This window comes from Arthrobacter sp. Soil761 (assembly GCF_001428325.1).
Lineage (GTDB): Bacteria > Actinomycetota > Actinomycetes > Actinomycetales > Micrococcaceae > Arthrobacter.
In genome coordinates this window covers 310,602-334,650 of sequence record NZ_LMSF01000023.1, presented here as the reverse complement: position 1 = coordinate 334,650, position 24,049 = coordinate 310,602, and the positions used below count along the sequence as shown (strand labels likewise).

General features: G+C 66.4%; 20 protein-coding genes. 11 read left to right on the top strand and 9 right to left on the bottom strand.

Translation table 11 applies throughout. The features are described 5' to 3' along the window. Positions 1-56: 56 nt before the first annotated feature. The gene (locus tag ASG79_RS13670; protein ID WP_056391896.1) at positions 57-1,979 is read left to right on the top strand and encodes an FAD-binding monooxygenase; all 1,923 of its coding nucleotides are present in this window, start codon (positions 57-59) and stop codon (positions 1,977-1,979) included. On the opposite strand, the gene ASG79_RS13665 is transcribed toward ASG79_RS13670, so the two are convergent. The 7 genes from ASG79_RS13665 to ASG79_RS13635 form a co-directional block, all read right to left on the bottom strand. After that, entirely contained in the window at positions 1,952-2,806 is an 855-nt protein-coding gene (locus tag ASG79_RS13665) for a prephenate dehydratase (protein WP_056391895.1), read from the bottom strand. The two genes, ASG79_RS13670 and ASG79_RS13665, sit on opposite strands and share 28 nt — an antisense overlap. Positions 2,807-2,859: 53 nt before the next feature. Next, positions 2,860-4,773, bottom strand: a complete 1,914-nt coding sequence (locus ASG79_RS13660; protein ID WP_056391894.1) for an amylosucrase — start codon at positions 4,771-4,773, stop codon at positions 2,860-2,862. 62 nt (positions 4,774-4,835) lie between these two features. Continuing rightward, the gene (gene ppgK, locus ASG79_RS13655) at positions 4,836-5,651 is read right to left on the bottom strand and encodes a polyphosphate--glucose phosphotransferase (RefSeq protein ID WP_082581759.1); all 816 of its coding nucleotides are present in this window, start codon (positions 5,649-5,651) and stop codon (positions 4,836-4,838) included. Then, positions 5,639-7,354, bottom strand: a complete 1,716-nt coding sequence (locus ASG79_RS13650) for a glycoside hydrolase family 13 protein (protein WP_056391893.1) — start codon at positions 7,352-7,354, stop codon at positions 5,639-5,641. Before ASG79_RS13650 ends, ppgK begins: the two co-directional genes overlap by 13 nt. Before the next feature lie 46 nt (positions 7,355-7,400). Beyond that, positions 7,401-8,291, bottom strand: a complete 891-nt coding sequence (locus ASG79_RS13645; protein ID WP_056391892.1) for a carbohydrate ABC transporter permease — start codon at positions 8,289-8,291, stop codon at positions 7,401-7,403. Then, positions 8,288-9,226, bottom strand: a complete 939-nt coding sequence (locus ASG79_RS13640) for a carbohydrate ABC transporter permease (RefSeq protein ID WP_056391890.1) — start codon at positions 9,224-9,226, stop codon at positions 8,288-8,290. Before ASG79_RS13640 ends, ASG79_RS13645 begins: the two co-directional genes overlap by 4 nt. 43 nt (positions 9,227-9,269) lie before the next feature. Further along, a complete protein-coding gene (locus tag ASG79_RS13635) occupies positions 9,270-10,547 on the bottom strand; it encodes an ABC transporter substrate-binding protein (protein WP_196804766.1) in 1,278 nt (425 codons plus the stop codon). 89 nt (positions 10,548-10,636) lie between these two features. On the opposite strand from ASG79_RS13635, the gene ASG79_RS13630 reads away from it, so the two are divergent. Further along, positions 10,637-11,842, top strand: coding sequence for an ROK family transcriptional regulator (locus tag ASG79_RS13630; protein ID WP_200953172.1), 1,206 nt, complete (start codon positions 10,637-10,639; stop codon positions 11,840-11,842). A gap of 20 nt (positions 11,843-11,862) precedes the next feature. Here the strand turns inward: ASG79_RS13630 and ASG79_RS13625 are convergent, their stop codons facing one another. Next, positions 11,863-12,522: a GntR family transcriptional regulator gene (locus ASG79_RS13625; protein WP_082581758.1), complete on the bottom strand. Its 660-nt coding sequence runs from the start codon at positions 12,520-12,522 to the stop codon at positions 11,863-11,865. Positions 12,523-12,657: 135 nt separating this feature from the next. Here ASG79_RS13625 and glyA point away from each other — a divergent pair, with 135 nt between their 5' ends. Genes glyA through purU form a run of 7 tightly spaced genes read left to right on the top strand, consistent with a single transcriptional unit; the run spans position 12,658 to position 21,513 of the window. Next, positions 12,658-13,998: a serine hydroxymethyltransferase gene (gene glyA / locus ASG79_RS13620; RefSeq protein ID WP_056391885.1), complete on the top strand. Its 1,341-nt coding sequence runs from the start codon at positions 12,658-12,660 to the stop codon at positions 13,996-13,998. Continuing rightward, on the top strand, positions 13,995-15,215 hold the full coding sequence (locus ASG79_RS13615; RefSeq protein ID WP_018770029.1) for a sarcosine oxidase subunit beta family protein: 1,221 nt from the start codon (positions 13,995-13,997) through the stop codon (positions 15,213-15,215). Before glyA ends, ASG79_RS13615 begins: the two co-directional genes overlap by 4 nt. Positions 15,216-15,244: 29 nt before the next feature. Continuing rightward, positions 15,245-15,616 (top strand): sarcosine oxidase subunit delta, encoded by a 372-nt coding sequence (locus tag ASG79_RS13610; protein WP_018770030.1) that lies wholly within the window; start codon positions 15,245-15,247, stop codon positions 15,614-15,616. Continuing rightward, positions 15,613-18,555 (top strand): sarcosine oxidase subunit alpha family protein, encoded by a 2,943-nt coding sequence (locus ASG79_RS13605; protein ID WP_056391884.1) that lies wholly within the window; start codon positions 15,613-15,615, stop codon positions 18,553-18,555. The genes ASG79_RS13610 and ASG79_RS13605 overlap by 4 nt, the downstream gene beginning before the upstream one ends. After that, positions 18,548-19,186, top strand: coding sequence for a sarcosine oxidase subunit gamma (locus ASG79_RS13600; protein ID WP_056391882.1), 639 nt, complete (start codon positions 18,548-18,550; stop codon positions 19,184-19,186). The genes ASG79_RS13605 and ASG79_RS13600 overlap by 8 nt, the downstream gene beginning before the upstream one ends. Further along, the gene (locus ASG79_RS13595) at positions 19,186-20,613 is read left to right on the top strand and encodes an L-serine ammonia-lyase (protein ID WP_056391880.1); all 1,428 of its coding nucleotides are present in this window, start codon (positions 19,186-19,188) and stop codon (positions 20,611-20,613) included. The genes ASG79_RS13600 and ASG79_RS13595 overlap by 1 nt, the downstream gene beginning before the upstream one ends. A gap of 3 nt (positions 20,614-20,616) precedes the next feature. Next, positions 20,617-21,513 carry a formyltetrahydrofolate deformylase gene (gene purU / locus ASG79_RS13590; RefSeq protein WP_056391878.1) on the top strand — a complete coding sequence of 299 codons (897 nt, stop codon included), beginning with the start codon at positions 20,617-20,619 and terminating at the stop codon, positions 21,511-21,513. 87 nt (positions 21,514-21,600) lie between these two features. On the opposite strand, the gene ASG79_RS13585 is transcribed toward purU, so the two are convergent. Further along, on the bottom strand, positions 21,601-22,182 hold the full coding sequence (locus ASG79_RS13585; protein ID WP_056391876.1) for a TetR/AcrR family transcriptional regulator: 582 nt from the start codon (positions 22,180-22,182) through the stop codon (positions 21,601-21,603). Positions 22,183-22,350: 168 nt separating this feature from the next. Here ASG79_RS13585 and ASG79_RS13580 point away from each other — a divergent pair, with 168 nt between their 5' ends. Then, positions 22,351-22,695, top strand: coding sequence for a cupin domain-containing protein (locus ASG79_RS13580; RefSeq protein ID WP_056391874.1), 345 nt, complete (start codon positions 22,351-22,353; stop codon positions 22,693-22,695). Positions 22,696-22,703: 8 nt separating this feature from the next. Further along, a complete protein-coding gene (locus ASG79_RS13575; protein WP_056391872.1) occupies positions 22,704-24,038 on the top strand; it encodes a flavin monoamine oxidase family protein in 1,335 nt (444 codons plus the stop codon). The last annotated feature ends 11 nt before the right edge of the window (positions 24,039-24,049 follow it).

Genomic DNA, 24,049 nt, shown 5'->3' with positions numbered 1-24,049 from the left:
TTCTGATATAGAACACGAACTGATGTGAATCATCCACAACGAAGTGAGGAAAGCCCGTGCAGTTCCACCACCACGGATACGTATCCGGTGACCCGCGCATCAAGCCGGCAGCCGGCGTCGGACTGAACCGCCCCGAGGAGCTCCCGGAGGAAGTGGACGTGCTCATCGTCGGCACCGGCCCGGCCGGAATGCTCGCCGCCGCGCAGCTGTCCATGTTCCCCAATGTCACCACGCGGATCATTGACCGCCGGCCGGGCCGCCTCGCTATTGGGCAGGCTGACGGGATCCAGGCGCGCAGCGTCGAAACCTTCCAGGCCTTCGGGTTCGCAGAGCGGATCATCGCCGAGGCGTACCGGATCACGGAGATGGCGTTCTGGAAGCCGGACCCTGCCAACAACGCCAACATCATCCGCGCCGCACGCGCCGTCGACGACGAAACAGGGATCAGCGAGTTCCCGCACCTGATCGTCAACCAGGCCCGCGTGCTGGACTACTTTGCCGAGTTTGCGGCGAACTCTCCCACCCGCCTCAAGCCCGACTATGGCTATGACTTCCAGGGCCTCACCGTCGCCACCGAGGGCGACTACCCGGTCACTGTGACGCTGCTTCACACCGCCGGACCCAACGAGGGCCAGGAGCGGATTGTCCGTGCAAAGTACGTGGTGGGGGCCGACGGCGCGCGCAGCAAGGTTCGCCAGGCGATCGGCTGCACGCTGGCAGGGGACCAGGCCAACCACGCCTGGGGCGTCATGGACGTCCTGGCCGTCACCGACTTCCCTGACATCCGCACCAAGTGCGCCATCCAGGCCGAGAAGGGCAGCATCCTGCTGATTCCGCGGGAAGGCGGCTACCTGTTCCGCATGTACGTGGACCTGGGCGAAGTGGATCCTGCCACCCACCACGCCGTCCGCAACACGAGCATCGAGCAGATCATCCACAAGGCAAACGAGATCCTGCACCCCTACACCCTGGATGTACGCAACGTGGCATGGCACAGCGTGTACGAGGTGGGCCACCGCCTCACGGACAGGTTCGACGACGTCCTGCCCGCGGACCGCGGCACCCGCACCCCGCGGGTGTTCATCACCGGCGATGCCTGCCACACCCACAGTGCCAAGGCCGGCCAGGGCATGAACGTCTCCATGCAGGACGGGTTCAACATCGCCTGGAAGCTGGGGCATGTGCTGGAGGGCCGCAGCCCCGAGAGCCTGCTGACCACCTACTCGGAGGAGCGGCAGGTGGTGGCCAGGAACCTGATCGACTTCGACAAGGAGTGGTCCACCATGATGGCCAAGAAGCCCGAGGAGTTCGAGCACCCCTCGGACCTTGAGGACTTCTACGTGCGGACCGCCGAGTTCCCGGCAGGTTTCATGACCCAGTACGCGCCGTCCCTGATTGTTGGCGGCACCGACCACCAGGACCTGGCCGCCGGCTTCCCCGTGGGCAAGCGTTTCAAGTCGGCACCGGTAGTCCGCGTGGGCGACACCAACCCCATCCACCTGGGCCACCACGCCACGGCTGACGGCCGCTGGCGGATCTATGTCTTCGCGGATGCGGCCCAGCCCGGAACGGACTCCACCACGGACAAGCTTGCCGAGTGGTTCGCGCACTCGCCGGAATCACCCCTGGCAGCAACACCCGCGGACGCCGACCCGGACGCGTGGTTCGATCTGAAGGTCATTTACCAGCAGCCGCACACCGCCGTCGACATCAATGCCGTCCCCTCCGTCTTCAAGCCGCAGGTGGGCCCGTTCAAGCTCACCGACTACGAGAAGGTGTACGCAACCGATCCCACGGCGGACATCTTCGACCTGCGCGGACTGGACCGCAACGGCGTCGTCGTGGTGGTCCGCCCGGACCAGTACGTGGCCAACGTCCTGCCGCAGACGGCAACCGCCGAGCTCGGCGCGTTCTTCGCGCCGCTGCTCAAGGCCGCGCCCGCACAGCCACGTCAGGCGGTGGCTGCCGCCGCCCGGTAGTCAGCCGCGGGGTACACGCCGAGGATCCGCACCTCGGTGGTGAAGAAGTCCAGTTCCTCGAGGGCCAGCTTCAGCGGCAGGTCCTCGGGGTGGCCTTCGACGTCGGCCATGAACATGGTGGCGGCAAACTCGTTGCCCACCATGTAGCTCTCCAGCCGCGTCATGTTCACGCCGTTCGTGGCAAACCCGCCCAGCGCCTTGTACAGGGCGGAGGGGACGTTGCGGACGCGGAACACGAAACTGGTGACTGCCGGTCCGGGAAGATCCTGCCGGGCCGGCAGTGCCGTTTCCCGGGCAAGGACCACGAAGCGGGTGGTGTTGGAGGGGTCGTCCTCCACGCGCGAGGCCAGCACCTGGAGGCCGTAGATCTCCGCGGCCAGCGGGGGAGCCAGCGAGAGCTTGCGGGGGTCATTCCACTCGGCCACCTCCCGGGCGGACCCGGCGGTGTCACCGGCGATGACCGGCTTGAGGCCGTGGTCGCGGATCAGCTTCCGGCACTGGCCCAGGGCGTGGATGTGGCTGTGCACCTCGGTGGCGCCCTCAATGGTGCTGCCCGGAATGCCCAGCAGGTCGAAATGGATGGGCAGGAAGTATTCGCCCACGATCTGCAGGTTGGACTGCGGCAGCAGGATGTGGATGTCCGCCACCCGGCCCGCGATGGAATTCTCGATGGGTATCATGGCCAGGTCCGCTTCGCCGCCGGCCACCAGTTCGAAGGCGTCCTCGAAGCTGGCGCACGGGACGCTTTCCATGTCCGGGAACATCTGCTGACACGCGATATTGGAGTTGGCGCCAGGCTCACCCTGGTACGCAATCTTGGAGGCCATGGTCCGTATGCTTTCACGCGCGCGGGCCCGTTGCGAAAACGGGCCCGCGAGTGCTACGCGGGGGTGACGCGCAGCCAGAGGTACTGCCGGGGGAGGAGGGTGATGCCGTCGTCCAGTTGCAGGGTGGCTTCGGAGAGAAGGTCGACGGCGGCAGGGGAGTACCCGCCAAAGGTTTCCGCCGGGAGGGTCTGGGCGGAGTCGCTGAAATTGGCGAGGGCCAGGACGGTGCTGCCACCGTCCGGACCGCCCGGGCGCTGGTAGCCGAGCACCGAGCGGTTGTTCGTACTGAAATCCACCAGCGTGGTTCCGGCAAATTCAGGAGTGCCCGCCCGGACCTCGATCATGCGCTTCAATCCGGCGTAGACGGCCCCCTCGGGGGTGGAGGGATCGGCACGGCGGGCGTATTGTTCGGCGGGAAAGTGCGGCCGGTGCACCCAGCGGCTGTCCTCCTCGTGGCCGGGCTCGGACGCGTAGGAGTAGTCGTTGACCTGCCCCACTTCGTCGCCCAGGTACAGCAGCGGGATGCCGCCGGTGCTGAAGGGCACCGAATGGGCCAGGAGGATCCGTTCCACCGCCTCCGCCGGGTCAACCTCCATCCCGCACAGGGACGCCGTCGTGCCGGAAATCCGGCAGTCACCCGTCTTGGGGTTGTCCTGGAAGGGGACGCCGCGGGCGAAGCTGCCCGGGAACCGGTTGACGTAGAAGGAGTTCAGGAAGCGGCGGTGGTCAAAGCCGTTGATGCCCAGCTCGGCCGCGTCCTCATCGGCGAAGGTCCAGCCGATGTCGTCATGGCTGCGGACGTAGTTCACCCATGCCGTACCGTCGGGGATGTTGTGCCTGCGCTCCAGCGCCTGTGACAGCAGGGACACGTCCCTGGTGGCCAGGGACTCCCAGATCAGGGCCATCTGCAGCGGGTTGTAGGAAAGCTGGCATTCCGCGGGGTCGATGTACAGTGCCACCTCGTCGGGGTGCACGATGGCCTCCGACTTGAACAGCAGCGACGGTGCCGCCAGGCGGCAGACCGCGTTGAACGCCCGGAGCAGCATGTGCGCCTGGGGGAGGTTTTCGCAGGGCGTCCCCAGCTGCTTCCAGATGAAGGCGACAGCGTCCATGCGCAGGATATCCACCCCCTGGTTGGCCAGGAACAGCATCTCGGCGGCCATGGCCCGGAAGACGCCGGGGTTGGAGTAGTTCAGGTCCCACTGGTAGGTGTGGAACGTGGCCCACACCCACCGGCCGTCCGCCATCTGGATGAAGGACCCCGGATGGTTCTCCGGGAAGATCTCGCGGACATTCGCCTCAAAGGCGTCCGGCATGGTCCGGTCCGGGAAGATCCAGTAGTAGTCGCTGTACTCGGGATCGCCCGCGGCTGCCTTCCGGGCCCATTCGTGCTCGTCCGAGGTGTGGTTGAAGATGAAGTCCACCACCAGGCTGATCCCGTTGGCGCGCAGTTCGGCCGCGAGGGAGCGCAGCTGTTCCATGGTGCCCAGCTTGGGGTTGACCTCCCGGTAGCTCGACACGGCGTAGCCGCCGTCCGAATGCGGTTCGGGCGCCAGGAACAGCGGCATCAGGTGCAGGTAGGTGAGGCCCAGCTCCTTGAAATAGGGAATGCGGCTGCGCACTCCCTCCAGGCTTTCGGCGTAGCGGTCCACATAGCAGACGCCGCCCAGCATGCCGTTGGACTGGAACCAGTCCGGCGCCTCCTCGCGTTCGGCGTCCAGCGCCTTCAGCTCCGGGGAGCGCTCCTGCCACGACCGCGCGCTCTGCACCACCAGGGCGGACAGCTGCTCCAGCCAGTCCTGCCGGGCGCCGTAAAGCGAGTGGAACAGGCTGCGGAGGGTGGGGAAGTGCTCATCCAGCCGCCGGTCAAAGTCCGGATCCGCAGGGAGGCCGAGGTCCCGCTGCCGGGCGAGTGAAGCGATGACCGCCTGGCGCGCCTCTTCGTCCTCGTTAACGGTTTCCTGCATGCCACTGCCCCTTCCAGCCGCCGCCGAGATGTCCGGCCGCACATGTACTGAAGTATTCCATGTCACACATACTGAGCCTGTCCATCCTTGAGCCGCCTGCCGGCAAGGGCGGCGCCCACAACGCCCGCGGCGTTCTCGAGGCTGGCCGGAATGACCGGGGTGCGCAGTGAGAGGCGAGGGAGGTATTCGGTACTGCACGCTGAAATGCCCCCACCGATGATGATGAGGTCGGGCGAGAAGAGGAACTCCACGTGCGACAGGTACTGCTGCAGCCGGTCGGCGTACTCCACCCAGGTGAGGCCTTGGTTCTCCCTGACGACGGCCGATGCCCGGGACTCTGCTTTGCAGCCGCCGATTTCCAGGTGGCCCAGCTCGAAATTGGGAACGAGCCTGCCGTCCACCAGCAGTGCGGATCCGATGCCCGTCCCCAGGGTCAGGACCAGGGCAACGCCGCGCCGGCCTTTCCCGGCGCCGTACAAGGCTTCCGCCGTACCGGCAGCGTCTGCGTCATTCACGACGCAAACGGATCGTCCAAGCCGGGACTCCAGGTAGGACTGGACATCAAGTCCCACCCAGCTGCCGTCAATGTTTGCTGCCGACAGCGCCACTCCGCGCTGGACAATCGAGGGGATGGCGACGCCGGCAGCCAGGTTCCCGTGCCCGGGGCTTTCGGATTGGAGCTCACTGATGAGCTGGTCCAGGGTGTCTGCCACGTCATCCACCCTGCCGCTGGACGGGGTCCGCAGGCGGCGGACACCGCCGGCCGGGATGCCGCTGCCCAGGTTGACGAGTGCACCCTTGATCCAGGTCCCGCCAACATCGATTCCTATTCCGAAATCCGGTCCGGAGCCGGCGGCAGGTGCGCTCACCGCAGCCACGCCGTGGCAGCGCCGGGCAGCCGGCCGGCTTCGAGTGGCGAGCTGGAGACCAGCAGCTGGCCCGCGGGCAGCTCGAAGGGTTCCGTACCGAAGTTCGTTATGGAGGTCCAGCCGTTGGGGCGCCGGAAGGCCAGGACGTCATCCCGGCCGGTTTCCAGCAGCTCCAGCGCTTCTGTTGTTTGCAGCTGCGACCGCAGGGCGAGTGCCCGGCGGTAGAGGGACAGGGTTGAATCCCCCTGGCCCTCCTGGGCCTCCACTGAGCTGCCCGCGAACCATTCCGGCTGCGGCAGGTGGGAGCCGCCGGGGCCGAAACCGAATGAGCTGCCCGCCGAGGTCCACGGCAAGGGGACGCGGCAGCCGTCGCGGCCGATCTCCACGCCCTTGTTCCGGAAGAAGGCCGGATCCTGCCGGGCGGAGTCCGGGATTTCATTGCCGACTTCCTGCAGTCCCAGTTCCTCGCCTTGGTACAGGTACGCAGAACCCGGAAGGGCGAACATCAGCAGGGACGCGGCTCGGGCGCGGCGCAGGCCGAGTTCGGCGTCGACATCTTCCTGCCTGCCGCCGGCCAGAAGCCACCGCTTGCCCGCCTGCCCGGCCATGATGTCACCTCCGGCCGAAGGCTCGGACGCGGGGAGGCCGTAGCGCGTGGCATGCCGGACCACATCGTGGTTTGAGAACACCCAGGTGGACGACGCGCCGGATGCTTTGGCCTCTGCCAGGTTCTTGATGATCGTCTTCCGGAACTGGGCGGCGTCGAAGTCCGCCTGCAGCAGGTCGAAGTTGAAGGCCTGGCCCAGTCCCTCCGGGCTGGCGTAGCGGGCGCGGCGGTCGGTATGGACCCAGGCTTCGGCGACGGCGGTGCGCGGCGGGTTGTATTCATTGAACACGCGGCGCCACTCGGCGTAGATTTCGTGGACCTCGTCGCGGTCCCAGTACGGGTGCTGCCCCGTGAGGTACAGCGCCTCGCCCTGGGCCTCGAGGTCCGCCTTGGTGGGCAGGGTTTCTTCCAGGTTCTTCGTCAGGGCGTGGGCGACGTCGATGCGGAAGCCGTCCACGCCCCGGTCCGACCAGAAGCGCAGGGTTTTCAGGAAGTCTTCGCGGACTTCGGGGTTGTCCCAGTTGAAGTCGGGCTGTTCCTTGGCAAAGATGTGCATGTACCACTGCCCCGGGCTGCCGTCGGGTTCGGTGATGCGCTCCCAGGCGGGGCCGCCGAACACCGAGTCCCAGTCCGACGGCGGCAGCTCGCCTTCTTCGCCCAGCCCGTCGCGGAAGATGTACCGGTTGCGCGCCGCGGACCCCCTGGGCGAGGCGAGGGCTTCCCGGAACAACTGGTGCCGGTCCGACGAGTGGTTGGGCACGATGTCCACGATCAGCTTGAGGCCGGCGGCGTGCAGGGCGTTGGCCATCGCGTCGAAGTCCTCCAGCGTGCCCAGCAGCGGGTCCACGTTGCGGTAGTCGTCCACGTCGTAGCCCCCATCGGCGAGTGCGGAGGGGTAGAAGGGGCTCAGCCAGACGGCATCGATGCCCAGGTTTTTCAGGTACGGAACCTTGGCGGTGATGCCGTTGATGTCGCCGATGCCGTCGCCGTTCGAGTCCGCAAAGCTACGGGGGTAGATCTGGTAGACGGAAGCCTGACGCCACCAGTTGGGGTCGGCCGTGGGGGCGGGGTTGCTTTGGGTTGCCTGGGTGGCGGTGGTGGGCAAGATTGCTTCCTTCAGTTTCAGCTGTATCAGGTGTGTGGGTCCGGAGTTACTTGACGGCGCCCTGGGTGAGGCCGGACATGACCCAGCGCTGGGTAAACAGGTAGACGATGATCGCGGGGGCCATTGCCATCAGGTAGGAGGCGAAGGCCACGTTGTAGCTGTTGCTGAACTGCGTCTGGAAGATCTTTTGCAGCACGGGGATGGTCTGCAGTTCAGGATCGGAAATGATGAGTGACGGCATCATGAAGTCGTTCCATGACGCGATGAAGGCGAAGATGCCCACGGTTGCGCTCATGGGCCCCAGCAGGGGGAAGATGAGCTTCCAAAACACCTGCCACGTTCCCGCGCCGTCCATCCGCATGCTTTCCTCCAACTCCAGGGGGATCGAGCGGAGGAAGGCGGTGAAGAGCATGGTGTTGAAGGCCAGGGCGAAAACGATGTGCAGGATGGCCACCCCGAGCGGGTTGTCGAGTCCGACGAGTCCCGTGAGCTGGATCTGCGGCAGCGCCACCACGGGGAACGGGATGAACATTGCCGCGAGCAGGTAAAAGAAGGACCAGCGGAAGAGCCGACGGTCCCAGTTGCGGACGATGGCGTAGGCGGCCAGGGCCGAAACGATGATCTCCCCTGCAACGGCGATCACCGACACGAACACGGAAATTCCAAAGCCGCGGGGGAAGTTTGTGAGCGTCCAGGCCTGGGCAAAGCTGTCGAAGGTCAGGGGGCTTGGCAGGGAGAAGGCGTTGCCGTCCACTGCCTGGCCAGTGGTTTTGAAGGCCATGCTGACCGTGACGTAGAGCGGGACGAGCACGCTGAGCGTGCAGACAACGAGGATGATGGTGGCGGGCCACTGGATGCGTTCGGGCCCGGCGGGTAGCCGGCGGCCCTTGGCGGCCGCCGCGGGTTCTGCCTGGATGATGCTGGGTGCGCTGCTCATGCTGCGATCCCTCCCTTGCCACGTGTGAAGCGAAGTTGGACGAGTGCGATGACGATGCTGATGAGGAAGAAGATCACGGCGTTGGCCATCTGGTAGGCATAGTCGCCGCCTTCGAAGCCGCGGAAGATCGACATCGCGACGCTTCGTGTGGCCACGCCGGGCCCGCCGTCGGTGAGGCCGATGATGATGTCGTAGGCGTTGAGGTAGTTCTTGAACCCCAGGACCGTGTTGATCACGGCGTACCCCGCAATGAGCGGCAGGGTGATGTGCCGCAGGTTCTGCCAGGGCGATGCCCCGTCGATGGAACTCGCCTCGTAGACCTCGGCGGGGACCGTGAGGAGCCCCGCGATGTAGATCAGCATGGCACTCGGGATGGACTGCCACGCCGTGACGAAGACGATCGCAAGCCACGCGAGCTGGGGGTTTGCGAGAAGGCTGGTGGCCAGCGGCTCGATTCCCATGCTTTTGCCGGCAAGGGGCAGCGAGTTCGAGAAGAGGTACTGGAACACGAACGCGATGACGATGCCGGAGATCACCATGGGGATGACGAAGACGGTGCGAAGCGCGGCACGGAAGCGGACGCGGGACGTGAGGCCCAGGGCCAGGAGGAAGGCCACGGCATTCACGACGATGACGGTGACCAGCGAGAAAACGAGGGTGAAGCCGTAGGCGCCGAGGACTCCTTCATCACGGAACACCGCAATGAAGTTCCGGATGCCGATGAAATCGAAGTCACCGAAGCCCACGGAGTTCGTGAAGCTGTAGATGAACCCGAGAACGGCGGGCAGCGTGACGGCCAGCGTGAAGATCACCAGCGAGGGCAGGAGGAAAACATAGTAGAGCGGATCAACGCGGCTTTTGCGCACGCGTGTGGTTCCAGTCGCTGCCGGGGCCGTCACCTCCACCCTGGTGGAAGGTCTCGTCATTGATGACATGGATGGTCCTCGTTTCGTGCTTTGAGAGATCGAAAGTGTGGGTCTAAGCGCGGAAAGCCAGGCGGGCCCAGTCGGCGTCCATCCTGCGCAGCGTGCTCTCGGCATCGGCGCCGCCGATGATCGACTGGATGTAGTTGGCGGCCGGAATCGAGTTCGGAATGAACTGTGAGGCGCCCATGTAGAAGCGGCCCTCGTCGTAGTACTTCTGCATCTCGACGATTCGTGGGTCGGTCACCGGTGGCGCGTCCTTGGTCGTCCCGAAACCCAGGAATTTGGCGTTGTAAGGGTTCTGGATCTCCGGCCGCATCAGGTACTGCAGGAAATCGCGGGCACCCTGCTGCCCGTTGGCGACCTCGGGAACCCAGAGCGAGAGGTCGATGTTGACGCGGACTTTGAGATCTGCGGGATCACCGGTCATGGGCAGCGGGAAAGTTCCCAGATCCAGGTCTTTGCCGGCCTTTTCGATCTCGCCAAAGGCCCAGGGTCCCTGGAAGTACATGGCGGCCTGGCCCTGGGCCATTGCCGTGTTGCCGTCTCCGTAGCCGCGGCTTGCCGCATCGGGATTGACGTATTTGGTCAGTTGGACCATGCGTTTCACCGGCTCGAGCATCGTTTTCTGGAACGAAACTTCCGAATCCGGTCCGACGTTTTCGCCAATCCCATGCATTTTCTGATAGAAGTCGCGCACGTTGACCATGCCGCCCACCGTGTAGTCGAACAATCCCTGTGCCACGGTCCAGGGGTCGCGGAAAGTGCCGTAGATCGGCGTGATGCCTGCTGCCTTGAGCACCTCGCACACCTCGATCAGTTCATCCCAGGTTGTTGGGACGGCCACCCCGTTCTCTTCGAAGATGCGGCGGTTGTAGATGACCGAGGCCGCCATGACCGAGTAAGGGATGACGCTGGTGCGGCCGGCATAGGTTGGATACCAGTTGGTGAGGTCCAGCACGTCGTCCCGGATGGAGGCCGCTGCCGGGAGGTCGGAAAGATCCGAGAGCGCCCCGCGCTCCATGAACCGCGCCATCTCCAGGTTGTAGTTGAGGCATCCGAGGTCCGGGGGACTGCTGCGGACGAAGCTGGCAGAGAGATTTGTGGCCATGTCATGCAGGACGCGCACCCGGTCCTGCGAGTCGGTGAACTTCGCAGCCAGGTCCCGGAAGTATGGAACTGCCTCCGGCTTTGACTGGTGGAACGTGATGGTGGGCCTGGCACTGGCCGGGGCGCAGCCGGCCAACCCGAAAGCGGTGAGCGCACCTCCCGCAGCGGCAAGGAAAGTGCGCCGGGAAACGTGTCTCCCGGCGGACGTCAAAGGTGGCAACATCGGCTCCTCTTGGACTCTCGGATAATTTATATGGGTCTTATATTTAGGACCTATATGAGGATGGGGGACGCAGGGGCTATCGTCAAGGGGTGGACGGAAATACGGCGAGCTCGACACAACTGTTACGGCAGATCAACTCGGAGGCGCTGTTGCGCTTCGCCCTCCAGGAACAGGTGTTTACTGCCGGAGAAGCCATGGCTGCCACCGGGCTTACCCGCGCCACGGTGCTCGGGGTTTGTGACGGCCTGGTTGATGCGGGCTGGCTGGAGGAATTGACTGACGCCCGTACCGAGGCCGGCAGGCTCAAGGGCAGGCCGGCGCGGCAGTACCAGCTGCGCGAAGCTGCGGGTGTGGTTGTGGGCCTGGATGCCGGGGAGGGCTACTTCACAACCATCGTTGCCGACCTGCGCGGCCGCGAGCTGGGCAAGCGCCGCCAAAGCATTGATTCGCACGCGCTGGGACGCGCCGGCCGCGTGGCGAATGCACGGGAGCTGATCCGCCTGACCCTTGAGGATGTTTCATGCACCCCGGAGGATGTCCTGCTCACGGCCGTCGGCGTCCCGGCGCCCATTGACGCGAACGGCGCGTCTCCCGCCGGAGGAGAATTCTGGCAGTTGATGAATTCCGGCTTCGCAGGGCACCTTTGGGGCACTGTCATCGTCGAAAATGACGCCAATCTCGCCGCCATCGCGGAGCAGGCACAGGAGCCGTCAGCCAACGTGGCCACCTTGCTGTCGGGTGAGCGGTTTGGTGCCGGCCTGATTGTCGATGGGCGCCTGCTGCGGGGTCGCCAGGGGGGCGCGGGGGAGATGCGGTTCCTGGATGAGCTGGACAGCAAGTTCGTGCCGGATGAGGGGAGCTCGGACGGGTTCGGAGCACTTGCGCGGAAGTGGGCGCGTGCCCGCATCCATTCCTACGATGGCGAGACGGTGCTGCGGCACATACCCGAGGGGGACATCAGCGCCGAAGATGTCTTCCAGGCGGCCCGCGCGGGAGACCCGCTGGCACAGGACATTATCGCCAGGCTCGGGGTGCGGCTGGCGCGAATCGCTGTGGTGCTCTCCAGCCTTCTTGACATTGAGCGGGTGGTCATCGCCGGCGCGATCTCACGCGCCATCGAACCGGTCCTGGAGCACGCCCGCAGCCTGCTGCCCACGGATTCCGGCCTGCCGCTGCCGGATCTGGTTGCGAGCACTCTCGGGGCGGAATCCGTAGTCCGGGGTGCCATTGAGTCGGCGCTGATGCGGATCAGGCGTGAACCCTCAGCGTTCATTCCGCGGGCGCCCCGTTCCTGAAAGGCGGGCGGGCGGACAGCCTAAAGCACGCTGCGGATGGCCTGCTCGAAACTGGTCACGTGCTCAAGGGCCAGCTTGCCCGCCCGGTCCGAGTCGCCGTCGGCCACTGCCTCCAGCAGTTCCACGTGTTCGGCGATGTGCTCCGCCACTGACGGCACCTTTTCCAGCACCATGCACCAAATGCGGGTGGCCAGGTTGTCGTAACGGATCAGCACGTCCTCGAGGTGGGTGTTGGCGGCGGCCCGGTAGATGAGGCGGTGGACCTTGATGTCATACCGCATGAGGTCATAGGGATCGTCATCCGCCCCCATCCTGGCAATTGCCGCCGCGGTTTCCCGTATTTCCTTGCGCAGGGCAGGGGTTGCCAGCTTGGCGGCCCGGCGGGCTGCCAGAGGTTCCAATGACTCCCGGAGTTCGGAGACGTCCGCGAGTTCGGTGATGTCGACGACGGTGGCGAACGTTCCACGGCGGGGGTACGACACGACGAGGTGGTCACCTTCCAGGCGCTTGAGCGCTTCCCGGACCGGCGTGCGGCCGATCCCGAGCTCGGCGGCGAGCTTGCCGTCGTTGATGGCCTCACCCGGCCGGATGTCGAGCATGATGAGCCGGTCCCGGAGGTGCCGGTAGGCCTGCTCGGCGAGCGAGAGGTCGCCTTCTCCGGCCAGCTGGTTCTCTGTCATTACGCTCATTCCGAGCTCTCCCAAGGTAGCTATTGACTGCCGCGTGATCTACAACATACTATTACGTCAGTTCTAATATATCAGTTACAGATCAGTTATGGATCAGTAACTTCGAAGGGCCCCAGAAGGAGAACCATGCAGGATGTACTGAACGCCTCGCTCGCCACGGTTGACGCCGACGTCGCCGCCGCTGTGGCACGGGAACTGCACCGCCAGCAGTCCACCCTTGAAATGATCGCGTCGGAGAACTTCGCTCCGTCAGCCGTGATGGAAGCCCAGGGCTCGGTCCTGACCAACAAGTACGCCGAAGGCTACCCGGGCAAGCGCTACTACGGCGGCTGCGAGCACGTGGACGTCATTGAACAGCTCGCCATCGACCGCGTCAAAGCCCTCTTCGGCGCCGAATTCGCCAATGTCCAGCCGCACTCCGGCGCGCAGGCCAACGCCGCCGCCATGTTCGCCCTGCTGAACCCGGGTGACACCATCCTTGGCCTCTCCCTGGCCCACGGCGGCCACCTGACCCACGGGATGAAGATCAACTTCTCCGGCAAGCTCTACAACGTGGTCCCCTACCACGTCCGCGAATCAGACCTCCGCGTGGACATGGCCGAGGTGGAAGCGCTGGCCCTGGAACACAAGCCCAAACTGATCGTGGCCGGCTGGTCCGCCTACTCCCGCCAACTGGACTTCGCAGAATTCCGCCGGATCGCCGACCTCGTGGGGGCCTACCTCATGGTGGACATGGCCCACTTCGCCGGCCTGGTGGCTGCAGGCCTGCATCCCAACCCCGTCCCGTACGCCGACGTGGTCACCACCACCACCCACAAGACCCTTGGCGGACCCCGCGGCGGCGTCATCCTCGCCAAGGAGGAATACGCCAAGAAGATCAACAGCGCCGTGTTCCCCGGCCAGCAGGGCGGACCGCTGGAGCACGTGGTTGCCGCCAAGGCGGTGGCCTTCAAGCTTGCCGCTGCTCCTGAATTCAAGGAACGCCAGGAGCGCGTCCTGCAGGGAGCAAAGCTGCTGGCAGAGCGACTCCTCCAGCCGGACGTCCAGGCCGCAGGCATCTCCGTGGTCAACGGCGGCACCGACGTCCACCTGGTCCTGGTGGACCTGCGCCACTCCGAACTGGACGGCCAGCAGGGTGAAGACGCCCTCCACAAGATCGGCATCACCGTCAACCGCAACGCCGTCCCGTTTGATCCCCGCCCGCCGATGGTTTCCTCCGGCCTCCGGATCGGCACCCCCGCCCTGGCCGCCCGCGGATTCGGCGCCGCCGAGTTCACCGAAGTGGCCGACATCATCGCCTCCGCGCTGATCGCATCGGCCGGCACGGGCACCCTGCCCGGGGACACCGCCGTCGAACTCCGCGAACGCGTGACGGCCCTGGCCGAAAAGTTCCCCCTTTACCCGCACTTCACCGCCGACGCCGGCCTGGCCGACGCTGAAGCAGACCTGATTGGAGCCGCCCAGTGAGCACCCAGCACCTTCCGGAGCACCCGGACTTCCTCTGGCGGAACCCGGAACCCAAGTCCTCCTATGACGCCGTGATCGTGGGCGGCGGCGGGCACGGCCTGGCCACCGCCTACTTCCTGGCCAAGAACCACGGGATGACCAACATTGCCGTCCTGGAAAAAGGCTGGCTGGCCGGCGGCAACATGGCCCGCAACACCACCATCATCCGCTCCAACTACCTCTGGGATGAGAGTGCGGCCATCTACGAGCACGCCCTCAAGCTCTGGGAGATCCTGCCCGAGGAACTCGAGTACGATTTCCTGTTCAGCCAGCGCGGCGTGATGAACCTGGCCCACACCCTGGGCGACGTCCGCGAAAGCATCCGCCGCGTGGGCGCCAACAAGCTCAACGGCGTGGACGCCGAATGGCTGGACCCGCAGCAGGTCAAGGAACTCTGCCCCATCCTGAACATCCGCGACAACATCCGCTACCCCGTCATGGGCGCCACCTACCAGCCGCGCGCCGGCATCGCCAAGCACGACCACGTGGCCTGGGCCTTCGCCCGCAAATGCGACGAAATGGGCGTTGACATCATCCAGAACTGCGAGGTGACCGGCTTCCTGAAGGAGGGGGACCGCGTGGTGGGCGTCAAGACCAACCGCGGCACCATCAACACCGAAAAGGTGGGCCTCTGCGCCGCAGGCCACAGCTCGGTCCTGGCCGAAATGGCCGGCTTCCAGCTGCCCATCCAGTCCCACCCCCTCCAGGCGCTGGTGTCCGAACTGCACGAGCCCGTCCACCCCACGGTGGTCATGTCCAACCACGTCCACGTCTACGTCTCCCAGGCCCACAAGGGCGAACTGGTCATGGGCGCCGGCGTCGACTCCTACAACGGCTACGGCCAGCGCGGCTCCTTCCACGTCATCGAGCAGCAGATGGCGGCCGCCGTCGAGCTCTTCCCCATCTTCGCCCGGGCCCACGTGCTCCGGACCTGGGGCGGGATCGTGGACACCACCCTGGACGCTTCCCCGATTGTGGGCCTGACCCCGGTGGAGAACATGTTCGTGAACTGCGGCTGGGGTACCGGCGGGTTCAAGGGCACGCCCGCCGCCGGCCTGACCTTCGCGCACACCATCGCCACCGGCGCCCCGCACGCACTGAACAAGCCGTTCTCGCTGGAGCGCTTCGAAACCGGCGCCCTCATCGACGAACACGGCGCCGCCGCCGTGGCCCACTAGCCGCCGCCACCAGAAAAGGACTAACGCACATGCTGCTGATCCCATGCCCCAACTGCGGCCCGCGGGACGAAACCGAATTCCACTACGGTGGCCAGGCCCACGTTCCGTACCCGGAGAACCCGTACGAGCTGAGCGACACCGAATGGTCCCGCTACCTCTTCTACCGCGAGAACCCCAAGGGCATCTTCGCCGAACGCTGGGTCCACAGCACCGGCTGCCGCCAGTGGTTCAACATGCTCCGCGACACCGTGAGCTACGACATCCAGGCCGTGTACCCGATGGGCGTGCCGCGGCCGGCCGCGCCCGTCCCGCCTGCAGCCGATACCGGCACCGCAAGCACCGGCCCGGCGAGCACCACCCCCCTCAGCCCCAGCACCGCCCCGGAAGGAGCGACCAAGTGACTTCCCAGAACGCCCGCCTGGCAACCGGCGGCCGCATCGACCGCACCATTTCCTGGCGCTTCACCGTTGACGGCGAGGAGTTCACCGGGCACCCCGGCGACACCCTGGCCTCGGCACTGCTGGCCAACGGCCACATCGCCGCAGGCAACTCGCTCTACGAGGACCGCCCCCGCGGCATCATGTCCGCCGGCGTCGAGGAAGCCAACGCCCTGGTCCGCGTGGAGGCCCGGTTCCCCGGCCACGTCGCCGAGTCCATGCTCCCTGCCACCACCGTCTCGCTGGTGGACGGGCTGCAGGCCACCCTGCTGAACGGCCTGGGCAAGCTGGATCCGGAAGATGACCGCGCCGAGTACGACAAGAAGTACGTCCACACCGACATCCTGGTCATCGGCGGCGGCCCTGCCGGCCTGGCCGCGGCCCGCGAGGCAGTCCGCAGCGGTGCCCGCGTGATGCTCCTGGACGACCAGCCCGAGCTCGGCGGCTCCCTGCTCTCCGGCTCCACGGCCCCGGGCGTGGCAGAGACCATCGAGGGCAAGCCCGCCCTGGAATGGGTGGCCGACGTCGAAGCCGAGCTGGTGTCCGGCGCGGAATCCACCGTGCTGAACCGCACCACCGCGTTCGGCGCCTACGACGCCAACTACGTCATCGCCGTCCAGAACCGCACCGACCACCTGGGCAGCCCCGCGGCTCCCGGTGTGTCACGCCAGCGGATTTGGCACATCCGTGCCAACCAGGTGGTCCTGGCGCCCGGCGCCCACGAACGTCCCCTGGTGTTCGAGAACAACGACCGCCCCGGCATCATGCTGGCATCGGCCGTCCGCACCTACCTCAACCGGTACGGCGTGGCCGCCGGGAAGCGCGTGGTCATCAGCACCACCAACGACAGTGCCTACGCCGCCGCAGCCGATCTCGCCGCCGCCGGCGTCAAGGTTGCCGCGGTGGTGGACGCCCGCCCTGCGCTGACCGCCGTGGCAACTGCCGCCGTCGAATCCGGAATCCGGGTGCTGATCGGCAGCGCGGTGGCCAACACCTCTGCCGACGCATCCGGCCGGCTGGACGGCGTCACCGTCCGCAGCATCAACGACGACGGCGAGCTCACCTCCGGCATCGAGCAGATCGCCTGCGACCTGCTGGCGGTGTCCGGCGGCTGGAGCCCGCTGGTCCACCTGCACTCGCAGCGGCAGGGCAAGCTGCGCTGGGACGACGAGCTGGCAGCCTTCGTGCCCAGCACCGAAGTGCCCAACCAGCAGACCATCGGCTCCGGCCGCGGCTCCTTCGCCACCGCCGACTGCCTTGCCGAGGGCGTCTCCGCCGGCGCGCGGGCCGCCATCGCCGCGGGCTTCGAATCCGCCGTCGAGCCTTCCGTTTTCGCTGAGCCCAAGGCCGCCGCCCCCACCCGCCAGCTCTGGCTGGTGCCGGGGGAGAACGGCACCCCCGACGACTGGCACCACCACTTCGTGGACTTCCAGCGCGACCAGTCCGTGGCTGATGTGCTGCGCTCCACCGGGGCCGGCATGCGTTCCGTGGAGCACATCAAGCGGTACACCTCCATCAGCACCGCCAACGACCAGGGCAAGACCTCCGGCGTCAACGCCATCGGCGTGATCGCGGCGGCCCTCCGCACGGCCGGCGAGGCCTCGCGCGGCATCGGCGACATCGGCACCACCACCTACCGTGCACCGTTCACCCCGGTGGCCTTCGCGGCACTGGCCGGACGCCAGCGCGGTGAACTGTTCGATCCCGCCCGCATCACCTCCATCCACCCCTGGCACGTCGCCAAGGGCGCACTGTTCGAGGACGTTGGACAGTGGAAGCGGCCCTGGTACTACCCCCAGGGCGGGGAGGACATGGACGCTGCCGTGCTCCGCGAGTGCGCCGCCGTCCGCGAATCCGTGGGCTTCATGGACGCCACCACCCTGGGCAAGATCGAGATCCGCGGCAAGGACGCGGGGGAGTTCCTGAACCGGGTCTACACCAACGCGTTCAAGAAGCTCGCCCCGGGTTCGGCGCGTTACGGCGTCATGTGCACGCCGGACGGGATGATCTTCGACGACGGCGTGACCCTCCGCGTGGACGACGCCACCTACTTCATGACCACCACCACCGGCGGCGCCGCGAAGGTCCTGGACTGGCTGGAGGAGTGGCTGCAGACCGAGTGGCCCGAACTGGACGTGCACTGCACCTCGGTGACGGAACAGTGGAGCACCATCGCCGTCGTGGGACCCAAGTCCCGCGAAGTCATCGCGAAGGTGGCTCCGGAACTGGCTGCCAACGGTGGCCTGGAGGCCGAGGCGTTCCCGTTCATGACCTTCCGCGAAACCATCCTTGCCTCCGGCGTGCGGGCCCGGATCTGCCGGATTTCGTTCTCCGGTGAACTGGCCTACGAAATCAACGTGCCGGCCTGGTACGGACTGAACACCTGGGAAGCCGTGGCCGCCGCAGGTGCTGAATTCAACATCACCCCCTACGGCACGGAAACCATGCACGTGCTGCGCGCCGAAAAGGGTTACCCGATCGTCGGCCAGGACACGGACGGCACCGTCACGCCGCAGGATGCCGGGATGGAGTGGATTGTCTCCAAGGCCAAGGACTTCATCGGCAAGCGCTCCTACTCCCGGGCCGATGCCCAGCGCGAGGACCGCAAGCACCTGGTGAGCGTCCTGCCCGTCGACGGAACGCTCCGGCTGCCCGAAGGCACCCAGCTGGTGGAAAAGGGCCGCTCAACCAACCCGGCCTACGGCCCGGTGCCGATGGAAGGCTTCGTGACTTCCAGCTACCACAGCGCAGCGCTGGGCAGGTCCTTCGGCTTGGCCCTGATCAAGAACGGCCGCAACCGCATCGGCGAGACCCTGGTGGCCGCCGCCGGCGACCAGCTGGTTGACGTGGTTGTTGCAGAAACAGTGCTTTTTGACCCAGAAGGGACCCGTAAAGATGGCTGAAACAGCAGCATCCCCCACCGCCGCAGACAAGAATCTCGCAGCCCGCGTCAGCCCTGCCAGGCAGCTCGCGGAGGCCTTCGCGGCAGACTCCCTGGCCGGCACCGTCGAACTTAGGGAGCTGCCCTTCCTCACCATGGTGGGTCTCCGGGCCCAGGCAGGATCGGACACCGCGCAGCGCCTGGCCGCCGTCACCGGCGGACTGCCGGCCGGCGTCGGCGCCGTGGACAGCTCCGGCGACACCTCGGTCCTCTGGCTGGGACCCGGTGAATTCCTGGTGGTGGCACCCACCGAGGCACACGAGTCCCTGGGCGGCGGCCTGATCCCCGCCCTCCGGGACGCGCTGGGCGACGGCGCGGGCCAGGTGGTGGACCTGTCCGCCAACCGGACCACGTTCGAACTGTCCGGCCCCCGTGCCCGGGCGGTCCTGGAAAAGGGCTGCTCGCTGGACCTGCACCCCCGGGTGTTCAAGGCCGGCACCGCCTACTCCACGGAGATCGCCAACATCCCCGCCATCCTGTGGAAGACCGGTGAGGACTCCTTCCGGATCTTCCCGCGGGCATCGTTCGCCGAGTTCCTGGGCCGGTGGCTGCTGGACGCCATGCGGGAGTACGCCTCGCCAGAGGTCCCCTGATGGCGCTCAGCGTCCTGGACCTGTTCTCTGTTGGCATCGGGCCCTCGTCATCACACACGGTGGGCCCGATGCGGGCGGCCAAGCTCTTCGCCGATGGCCTGAAGGGCGACGGCCAGCTGGCATCCACCGTGCGCGTCCAGTCGGAACTGTTCGGTTCCCTGGGCGCCACGGGGCGCGGCCACGGCTCCGACAAGGCGGTGGTCCTGGGACTGCAGGGCCTGGAACCCGAAACGGTGGATACGTTCACCGCGGACGACCAGGTGGCGGCCGCGGCCCTCAACGCTGAACTGCACGTCGCCGGTTCGCACCGCGTGGACTTCAACTGGGAAGAGGACGTGGTGCTCCACCGCCGCAAGTCCCTTCCCGCGCACCCCAACGGCATGACCTTCCGGGCTTTCGACCACACCGGAGCCGTGCTGAGAGAGCGGAGCTTCTACTCGATCGGCGGCGGGTTCGTGGTGGACGGCGACGCGGAAGGCGCGGACAAGGTGGTGGCGGACGACACCGTCCTGCCCTACCCGTTCTCCACGGCGGACGAGCTCCTGCAGATCTGCAGCCGCGAAGGCATGTCCATCTCCGACGTCATGCTGGCCAACGAGCTCACCTGGCACAGCGAAGCCGAACTGCGGGAGAAGCTGCTGGGCCTGTGGGCCGTGATGCGCGAATGCGTGGAGAACGGCTGCAACGCCGAGGGCATCCTGCCGGGCGGCCTCAAGGTACCCCGGCGCGCACCTGCGCTGTTCCGCACGCTGACTGCCTCCGCAGCATCGGCGGAGGCGTCCGCAAAGGCGGCGGCAGCAACGCCGTCGCCCGTCCAGGCGCCGGCGGACCCGCTGCTGGCGATGGAATGGGTCAACCTGTTCGCGCTCGCCGTCAATGAGGAGAATGCGGCCGGCGGGCGGATCGTCACCGCGCCCACCAATGGCGCTGCCGGGATCGTGCCTGCCGTGCTGCACTACTACGTGAAATTTGTTCCGGGAGCAGACGACGACGGCGTGGTCCGCTTCCTGCTGGCGGCTGCCGCCGTCGGAATCCTGTTCAAGACGAACGCCTCCATCTCCGGTGCCGAAGTGGGCTGCCAGGGGGAGGTGGGCTCCGCCTGCTCGATGGCGGCGGCCGGGCTCTGCGAAGTGCTCGGCGGAACGCCCGCCCAGGTTGAGAACGCCGCGGAGGTGGGGATCGAGCACAACCTGGGCCTCACCTGCGATCCGGTGGGCGGCCTGGTGCAGATCCCCTGCATCGAGCGGAACGCGATCGCCAGCGTGAAGGCGATCAACGCAGCCCGCCTGGCCCTGCACGGGGACGGCAGCCACAAGGTCTCGCTGGACAAGGCCATCAAGACCATGCGCGACACCGGAGCCGACATGAAAACCAAGTACAAGGAAACCTCCAGAGGAGGACTCGCCGTGAATGTGATCGAGTGCTGAGCCATGACTGTTACTGAAACCCAGATGCCCGCCCCGAAGGCGCCCACCACCGTGGAACACGTCCTGACCCTCGACTGCGCCGAGGGCCCCGGCATTGTGCACGCCGTCTCCGGCTTCCTGCTGGAACACGGCTGCGACATCATCGACAACAAGCAGTTCGGTGAGCGCTCCGAGGGCCACTTCTTCATGCGCGTCCACTTCGTGTCCGAGGGGGACGAGTCCACGCTGGATACCCTGCGGAAATCGTTTGCTCCCGTGGCGGACAAGTTCGGCATGCGGTGGCAGCTGGAACGCCACGGTTCAAAGCGCAGGGTGCTGATCATGGTGTCCAAGTTTGGGCACTGCCTCAACGACCTGCTGTTCCGGGCCCGCATCGGCGAACTTCCCGTTGACGTGGTGGCGGTGGTGTCCAACCACCGTGACCACCAGGCCCTGGTGGAGTGGCACGGCATCCCGTTCCACCACATCCCGGTCACGGCTGACACCAAGCCCGACGCCGAGGCCAGGCTCATGGAACTGGTTGATGGGCTGGAGGTGGAACTGGTGGTGCTGGCCCGCTACATGCAGGTGCTCAGTGACGACCTGACCCGGAAGCTGGACGGCCGCGCCATCAACATCCACCACTCGTTCCTGCCAAGCTTCAAGGGCGCCAAGCCGTACCACCAGGCCTATGCACGTGGCGTCAAGACGGTGGGCGCCACCGCCCACTACGTCAACGCCGAACTGGACGAGGGACCCATCATCGCCCAGCAGGTGGTGGAGGTGGACCACACCTACGGGCCCGAGGACCTGGTGGCCGCCGGCCGCGACACGGAATGCAAGGCCCTCTCCAACGCGGTGAAATGGCACTGCGAGGGCAGGGTCCTGCTGCAGGGCAACCGGACCGTGGTGCTGCGGTAGGCCGGTACAACTAAACATCACCGGCGCGGCCGGCTGCCCCCAAGGGCGGCCGGCCGCGCTTTGGCGTGCCCGGGCGGTGGCGGCCGCTCACGCCTCCCGCCGCGAAAGCACAACCCGGTGTACCTCCTCAAGGGCCGCGGCAATCTGGTCCCGCCCAACCCCGGCCAGGTACTGCAGCACCAGTCCGTCCAGGGCCGCGAAGAGCGTGCGGGCAACGATGCGGACGTCGCCCTGGACGCCAAAAGCCTGCAGCCCCTCGGCAAGTGCGTTGACGTAGTTTTCGTACAGTTCCGCCACCGGGCCGGCCAATTCGGGGCGCCTGCGTGCTTCCAGGATCATCTCGTACTGGAATACCTGCAGTCCGGGATCCTCCAGCAGCAGCTCCAGCAGTGCTTCGGTGAAGCTTCCCTCCTGCTCCGCTGCCTCCCGCAACCTGGACGCGGCGATGGATTGCTCCGAGGCCCATCGCAGCGCGGCGGCAATCAGCGCATCCCGGGACCCGAAGTGGTGTGCCACCAGGGAATTGTTCACGCCCGCGGCCTCCGCCACTGCCCGGTAGGTAAGCCCGCGCAGGCCCTTTTGCGCCACCACGTCCACCGCGGCGCGCAGCAGGGCTTCACGCCCTTTGCCGTACCCGGGTGTCGCCGCGGGGGCAGTTGAAGCAGTCATGACGACGAGTCTAGCCAGCACCAGGCCGGTTCAAATCCCCTATTGACTTAAAACTAAGCAATTGCTTAGATTGCTTCCATCGGGTGATGCCCATCACAGGCGAACCTGTTCCGTCCCGTTTTCCGGTGACCGCCCCGGCAACAAGCCGGCCCTTCCCTTGGAGCACTTATGACCACAACGACTGCATTCACCACCTCGTCCTCCTTTGACCCCGCCAGGAATGAGCCCTTTGAACTTGGCCGCGTCCAGTGGATCCGCCGCTTTGGCGAGGGCGGCCGGCCTGCCCTCGCCTGCGGCTACTGGCACGTCGACCCCACAGAGGCGCCCGAGCCTTTCGATCTCGTTATGGAGGCGGACGAGACCATCCACATCATCGAGGGCCACCTCCGCATCGAAGTGGAGGGCGGGGATGTGTATGAGCTCACCGCCGGCGGTGCCGCATCCTTCAACAAAGGGGCACGCACGCGCTGGGCCGTGCTGGCGCCCACCGTCGAATTCTTCGTCTACTCCTAGGCCGCCCCATGGATCAGGAACGCAGCGCCGTGGAAAACGACGGCCTGGACGTCATTATCGTGGGGGCCGGGTTCGCCGGCCTGACCGCTGCCCGGGAACTGAACCGGCAGGGGTTGTCCGTGCACATCGTGGAAGCCAGGGCCCGCATAGGAGGCAGGACCTGGCTGGACCACCGGCTGGGCCGGGACCTTGAGATCGGCGGAACGTGGGTGCACTGGACCCAGCCTTACGTTTGGGCCGAACTGAAGCGCTACGGCATCGGCACGGTTCCGAGCCCGGAGCCGCAGCAGGCCTTCTGGTGGGCCGACGGCGCCCGCCGGGCAGGTGCCCCCGCCGACCTTCTGGAACTGATCGGCACCTGCAATGCGCAGTTCGTCCAGGACTCGCGCCGCTACTTCCCCGAGCCCTTCAGTCCGTTGGCCAGCGATGACTTCAAGGAGATCGACCACATCGCGGTCCAGGACCGGATCCGGGAGCAGTTCCCCGCGGGGACTGCGCGGGACATCCTGGAATCGTTCTGGGCATTGAACTTCAATGGTCCGCTGGAGGACGCCGCCCTGACCCAGGCGCTGCGTTGGGTGGCCCTGACCAACGGTGACTGGGCCGTCAACTTCGAAGCCTGCGCCACCTACAAGATCCAGGGTGGAACCGCGGCCCTGGCCAACGCCATCCTCCAGGACACACAGGCGGGCATGGACTTCGGCTTCACGGCGGCGGGGATCGTCGACGACGGACATTCCGTGACCGTCCGCAGCACCGGCGGCCGGACGGTGACCGCAAAGACGGCCATTGTGACGGTGCCTATGCATGTCCTCCCGGGAATCGTGTTCGAGCCGCCGCTGCCACCGGCCAAAACGGACGGCGCCCGGCGCGGGCAGATCTCCAAAGGCGTCAAGGTATGGATCCGGCTCCGGGGCGAACGTGCACCCTTTGTCGCACTGGGGAACGCCGACTGGCCGTTGAACTTCTTCCAGGCTGAATACACGCTCGACGGCGACACGATCGTCGTCGGCTTCGGCCCGGACGCGTCGAAGCTCGACGCCGCTGACAGGGCCGCAGTGCAGGCTCAGCTGGCCCGGCTGGTGCCCGGCGTTGAGGTGCTGGAGGTGGCCACCCACGACTGGGTGGCGGATCCGCTGGCAGGGGAGACATGGCCGATGCACAGGACAGGCTTCCTGGCCAACCACCTGGCCGCCCTGCAGGCTGGGCACGGAAACGTCCTCTTTGCCGGCTCTGACATCGCCAACGGCTGGGGCGGCTTCATTGATGGTGCCATCGAGAGCGGCATGGAGGCCGCGCTTGAAGCAGCATCGATTGTCAGCGGCCGGCCGGCACTGCGCTGACGGACAACAAC